Annotated in this window: 7 protein-coding genes; 3 read left to right on the plus strand and 4 right to left on the minus strand. The window is 61.6% G+C overall.

The window, feature by feature from the left end:
* Window positions 1-75 precede the first annotated feature (75 nt).
* The 3 genes from GO615_RS26950 to GO615_RS26960 are packed head-to-tail and all read left to right on the plus strand — an operon-like array spanning window position 76 to window position 2,266.
* Entirely contained in the window at window positions 76-1,170 is a 1,095-nt protein-coding gene (locus GO615_RS26950; protein WP_169132934.1) for a nitronate monooxygenase, read from the plus strand.
* The gene (locus GO615_RS26955; RefSeq protein ID WP_169132935.1) at window positions 1,145-1,471 is read left to right on the plus strand and encodes a hypothetical protein; all 327 of its coding nucleotides are present in this window, start codon (window positions 1,145-1,147) and stop codon (window positions 1,469-1,471) included. The genes GO615_RS26950 and GO615_RS26955 overlap by 26 nt, the downstream gene beginning before the upstream one ends.
* 6 nt (window positions 1,472-1,477) lie before the next feature.
* Window positions 1,478-2,266, plus strand: coding sequence for an electron transfer flavoprotein subunit beta/FixA family protein (locus tag GO615_RS26960; RefSeq protein ID WP_169132936.1), 789 nt, complete (start codon window positions 1,478-1,480; stop codon window positions 2,264-2,266).
* A gap of 267 nt (window positions 2,267-2,533) precedes the next feature.
* Here GO615_RS26960 and GO615_RS26965 read toward each other — a convergent pair whose 3' ends face one another.
* From GO615_RS26965 to GO615_RS29425, 4 genes are all read right to left on the minus strand, one after another.
* A complete protein-coding gene (locus GO615_RS26965; RefSeq protein ID WP_169132937.1) occupies window positions 2,534-3,307 on the minus strand; it encodes a hypothetical protein in 774 nt (257 codons plus the stop codon).
* Between the two features lie 171 nt (window positions 3,308-3,478).
* The gene (locus tag GO615_RS26970; protein WP_169132938.1) at window positions 3,479-4,540 is read right to left on the minus strand and encodes a hypothetical protein; all 1,062 of its coding nucleotides are present in this window, start codon (window positions 4,538-4,540) and stop codon (window positions 3,479-3,481) included.
* 385 nt (window positions 4,541-4,925) lie between these two features.
* A complete protein-coding gene (locus GO615_RS26975; RefSeq protein WP_169132939.1) occupies window positions 4,926-5,330 on the minus strand; it encodes a 5-methylcytosine restriction system specificity protein McrC in 405 nt (134 codons plus the stop codon).
* Between the two features lie 60 nt (window positions 5,331-5,390).
* A partial coding sequence (locus GO615_RS29425; RefSeq protein WP_339379976.1) for an IS3 family transposase occupies window positions 5,391-5,481 on the minus strand: 91 nt, incomplete at its 5' end.

Consider the following 5,481-nt stretch of genomic DNA (forward strand, 5'->3'; position numbering starts at 1 on the left):
CGCCCGCGCCAAGCCCCCTCAATAGAATGAAATCGAGACCGCAACCGGTCAGCGCCCATTCCCGAAGGAGCCAAGATGAGCAACCCCCTGCACACTCCCCTCTGCGACAAGCTCGGCATCGAGTATCCGGTCGTCGCCTTCACCCACTGCAAGGACGTCGCCGTCGCCGTCATCAACGCGGGCGGCTTCGCGGTGCTGGGCGAGGCGCTGCACACCCCCGACCAGATCGCGGCCGACATCAAATGGATCCGCGACCGCATCGGCGGCAAGCCCTTCGGCATCGACCTCGTGCTGCCGTCCTCCGTGCCGGAGGAAAAGACGGTCGACGAACTGCTCGCGATGATCCCGCCCGAGCAGCGCGAGTTCGAGCAGATGATCAAGCGCAAGTACGACGTGCCCGACCCCAAGGTCGCGCCGGACATCCACCACTGGGGCGGCCTCGACCAGAAGCGCGCGCTCGACCAGCTCGAAGTGATCTTCGACGAGCGCGTGCCGGTCTTCGCCTCCGGCCTCGGCTCGCCGGCCTTCCTGCTCAAGCGGGCGCACGAACTCGGCATGCAGGTGTGGGGCCTGGTCGGCAAGCCGAAGCAGGCCAAGAAGCAACTCGCCGCCGGCACCGACGTCATCATCGCGCAGGGCTACGACGCCGCCGGCCACACCGGCAACATCGGCACCTTCTCCATCGTGCCGCAGGTCGTCGATGCCGCGCGTGGCACCGGCGTGCCGGTCATCGCGGCGGGCGGCGTCACCACCGGGCGCCACCTCGCCGCGGCGCTCGCGCTCGGCGCGGACGGCGTGTGGACCGGCTCGCTGTGGCTCGCGTCGCGCGAGTCCGACGTCAATCTTCCGCTCAAGGAGCGCCTCATCGAGGCCGAGACCGACGACACCGTCTACTCCAACTGCATCTCCGGCTACACCATGCGCACCACGCGCAGCCCGTGGCACAACGAATGGAGCAGCGATGCCGCGCCGGACGTGCTCAAGCCGCCGCTGCAGATGATCCTGTCGTCGAACTACATCCAGGGTTCGCTCGACTACCAGCGCAAGGACCTCATGACCGAGGCCGCGGGGCAGGGCATCCATTACGTCACCGAGATGAAGCCCGCGCGCCAGATCCTGTCGGATATCGTGGAGGAGGCACTCGATGTCTTCGACCGCTTCGCAGCCTGACCCGCTGGCGGGCACGGCCTTTCGCCCCGGTTTCGATCCGGCTGTGAGCGGCCGCGTCGCCGACTGCGACGGCGGCCGCCACATTGCCGGCACCAAATTCGCCGGCCGACAGGCATTCACCGGCACGCTCACCGGTGCCTACCGCGACTTTGGTCCCTATCCCTGGCGCTGGTACCTGCTCGCGCGACTCACTCGCAAACCCGCAGGCTTCGCGCACGACGCCGTGTGGTGCGACGCGGACAGCCTCGACCTCACCGGCGCGCTCGATCCCGCCGGTCTCAGCCAACCCGAACAGGAGTGACCCGCCATGCGAATCGTCGTATGCGTGAAGGAAGTGCTCGACCCGGCCGCCGTCAACAACTACGCGCTCGCCGGTAACCTCAAGATCGGTGCCGACGGCTGCACCCCCGACGTCGCCGCCATCCCGCGCCTCATCAACGGCTATGACGAACAGGCGATGGAAGCCGCCCTGCGCATCCGTGACCAGGGCGTCGCCTGCACTATTACCGCCGTCACCATCGGCCAGGACTGCAAGGACCTGCTGAAGCACTGCGCCGCCCTAGGCGCCGACGAGATCGTCGCCATCGACCCAGGCAGCGCCGCGCTCGACGGCCAGGTCGTCGCCAACATCCTCGCCGCCTACGTGAAGCACACCGGCGCCGCCGACCTCGTCCTGTGTGGCCGCCAGGCCTCGGACGACGACCAGGGCATCGTCCCGCTGCTCCTCGCCGAAAAACTCGGCTTCGCCTCTGCCACCCTCGCGCGTGCTGTCGAGGTGGACGGCAACAGCGTCACGGTGATCCGCGCCACCGCCGACGGCGACGAAACCGTCCGCGGGACGCTCCCCGCCGTCGTCACCGTCAGCAACGAACTCGGCACGCCGCGGTTTCCCACCGCGAAGGCGAAGATGGCGGCGCGGAAGATGAGCCCGCTCGAACTCGCCCCCGCCGCGCTGGGCCTCACCGCGCAGGATCTTCAGCCGGCGGTCGTGATGCTGCGGCAGTACGTTCCGAAGGTGCAGGGGAATTGCCAGTTCCTGACCGGGTCCGCGGTGGAGATTGCGCGGCAGTTAATGGAGAAGATTCGGGCGGCGTAGGGGAGGGATGCAGTCTGAGTGATGGAGCCGGCGCGTTTGGAATGAACGCGCTGGCTTTTTGCGTTTACCTAGCCTCTTGACGTGGCAGGCGGCTGGTCGGCCTGACCGGACGGCCAACCTTGGCGAAATGAGCGGCAGCAATACCGCATACTGCTGCCTCCGAAGCTCCATGATCGCGCGCGTCCGCGCCTTCGTCGCAGAGTTCGGAGTCGGGAGAAGACGAGGAAGGAGGCCCAATTACTACACGTGAGACACCTCTGAGCACTCCTACCCAGCGCGCGCGACTGTCAGGCCATTCACCTCCACGATCGAGAACCCCGGTTGTTCGTCTGAATGATCGTTATAGAGAATCGCATGGGCGTTCTCAATATGACCGCCTGGCGGCGGTGCGCCATCAAGGGGCCGAACCTTTGATCCAATCTTGCTAAAGTCGGGAACTTGAAGAGCATTGAAAGAAACGTGCCGCACGACGATGGACACGTATTCTCCGCTCGGAAGTGTCATGTACAGGATTGGCGTTGCGAGTTGCCGCACGAAGCGCGGCTCCAGGTTGGCTGGCTGCTCAATGGAATAGAAGAGGCCGACCTCGGTCGCTTGACCAAGCGGCGCCATCGGAAGACTAAATTTCAGTTTTCCGGTGGACTTCGCGACGCCCTCTCCACGCAAGAAGTCGGTCGGGAAGAAGATGGATGCCACATGAACCGCTCCGTGCTCCGGTGTCTGAGGTCGCTTCCACCGAACCGGTCGCGTCGCCGTCAAGCCATTACCGGGAAGCTTCTCTCTGTAGCTTCGCACCATCCCGCATTGGCAAGTCTGATCGCGATGCATACTGAGCTTCAGGCGGCCGCCCAGTCCCAGCGCGCCTACGTATACGTCGTTGCCCCGATGATGGGCAAACCATACCGAGGAGCACTGACGATCCTCTTCGTCTCGGATATAGAAGCGGAATTTGTCGATCTCGATTTCTGCCACTGGGATTTGGTTCTCCAATGCTGGAAAGGTCTCCGCCCCCTTGCTGACGGACGTGGTCAGTTCGGCCACCGGCGGCTCAGGCCGACCTGCCGATCTCTTAAGGTATCGGCACCTGTGGAAAACACAATAAGATTGATATGGTCGCCGTGGAAGTAGACGGGAGGTCCTTGCTCTGCAGCGGCACGGACGTCATGGCGAATTGAATCGCTGATGCTGACGCTGCAGTCTCTGTCTGTTCGGTCAAATAGCACCGGCGGCTTGGGATTTTTTGATCTTGGCACCTTCGCTATCCAGCACTGCAATGCAAAAATCCTGTAATTTCTCGGCAGCGGTAGCCCCCTCCCGACTGGCTCGGCCATCTCTGGCGCGAGTGGATAGGAAGTCTATGCACATCTGTTGAGTGTCGTCCCCGGCGATGATCTGGCTCACGATCGTCTCAACCGTTCCTGCGACTTTGGTGAGGGCATCGTGATTCTGTTTCCAGCCTGACTCGGCGATGATTTGAGCACTCGCGAGCCCGCCCGCGGCAAGTCCACCAGGATTGCGGATCGCATCTTCGTGTAACTTCAAAGCATCGTCAGTCGTAGCGATACGAGTTTGAAGTTGCCCAAGTTTGGATTGCGCATCTGCTTTCTTGACGGAAAGCTCTCTTAGCACGCTTGCTGACGGGGGAGGTGTTTCGGCAAGGCGAACATCATAATCTGCGATGTCTGCGAGAATCTTGGCGCGGTCTTTTGTGAGCGAGTCCTTTTCATTGAGCAACTTCTTCTGCGATTCAAGAAGCTGCTCCGTCCCTTGTGCGACGCTTGCCATTCCCTGAGTGTTGATTGTTACCGGGGGCGCCTTTACGGTGCCGGTCAGTTGCTCGATTGCAAGCAGGGCAACCATGTTCTTCTGGTACCGACGGGCCAGCAGATCGAATCGATGTTCGGGAATCGCTCCGTTTGCGTATGCCTCACATAGACGGTAGAGCGAGTCGCGAAGCAACTGGATGCTTTGTGTGCGCAAACCTACGGTGGCAGCACTTTCCTGCGATGCCAGACTGCCTTTCCCCACAAGGTCCTGGGGCGTCTTGATTTGCCCTGCCACTTCGAGTGCGTAGGCAGCCATCGCGTCCGGACTGGGCTCCGCGCAAATGACCGTCCGATTTCCTATGTTGGTGCTGATGATCGCGCGCTGCTTCACGTCGACCATTACGCTTTGTGTACCGTCGTAGGTACGAAACGCAGTGGTGAACTGAGCGCAGCCCGTCAGGGTGAGCGCACACGAAGCGAGCAGAACACAAGAGCGCATGGTTGCCATTATTGACTCCTTCTCGTTGTTATCGAGCAGTTCGGGTCGCAGACATGCCCATATAGCATAGCGCGATCGCATGAAACTAGAATAGTTGATGGCGCGGTAGAAGCAAGCGGATTGACACCCGGCATAGATCTGTCGTCGCGGAACTGCGCCGCCCAGTGCCACGGCACTCAATTCGAGGCAGGTCACGGGCAACCTATGGACAGTTGAGTAGAGAGGATGCCGATGGGTCGAGCCGCCGTACGTCGAGATCTTCACGCCTACGGCGGGTAAAGGATCGCGACCGGTCGCTAAACCCTCAGTAGTTCAGCGACAGCATTGGCCGAGGAGCGGGCTACCGCTAACGTGCTGTGATCCGTCAGCAACAGAGCTCGCAGTAGTGTGCGGATCAAGTATTTGCCGTATCCACGGTCAGAATTTCATCGATCTCGTCTACCAGCGCGCTGCAGGCCCTTGCTGCGTCTTGTAGGTCCACATAACGCAACTGCAGCTGCACCGGTTTGTCCGCCAACGTGTTGTACTCATAGTCGATCCTTTCGGGGTTGCCACTTGCCCTCGGAAAGATCAAGACAAGGCGCCTACAACCGAGTCCGTGTCCGTATGCGAGCATCTGGTATGCATCGGATGGATCGAGAGGCTTGTTGTCGTGCAGCTTCCACTTCGTGTCCAGGATCATCAACGGCTGCTTGCCGTGAACGATCTGGAGATCGGGTTTCAACCGCAAGGTGGGCGAGAGGCCGTCCGTAGAAGGTCTAAGGAGGTGGTGCGCGCCGTGTTGAGAAAGCAAAGTCACAGTTCGGCCGCTGCTGGAGGCTTGGTGGCCTGCCCCCGATTCTCCGGACAGTTTCGGTAGCTACACAGCCACCATATTTTCTTCAAACTGAACCGGGCTGAGATATCCAAGCACGGAGTGACGCCGCCGCGGATTGTAGAAGCGTTCAATG

This window comes from Aromatoleum evansii, assembly GCF_012910805.1.
Taxonomy (GTDB): domain Bacteria; phylum Pseudomonadota; class Gammaproteobacteria; order Burkholderiales; family Rhodocyclaceae; genus Aromatoleum; species Aromatoleum evansii.

Excerpts from the sequence above, each read along its gene's own strand:
- GO615_RS26950 (WP_169132934.1), top strand. The coding sequence starts at position 76 with ATGAGCAACCCCCTGCACACTCCCCTCTGCGACAAGCTCGGCATCGAG.
- GO615_RS26955 (WP_169132935.1), top strand. The coding sequence starts at position 1,145 with ATGTCTTCGACCGCTTCGCAGCCTGACCCGCTGGCGGGCACGGCCTTT.
- GO615_RS26960 (WP_169132936.1), top strand. The coding sequence starts at position 1,478 with ATGCGAATCGTCGTATGCGTGAAGGAAGTGCTCGACCCGGCCGCCGTC.
- GO615_RS26970 (WP_169132938.1), bottom strand. The coding sequence starts at position 4,540 with ATGGCAACCATGCGCTCTTGTGTTCTGCTCGCTTCGTGTGCGCTCACC.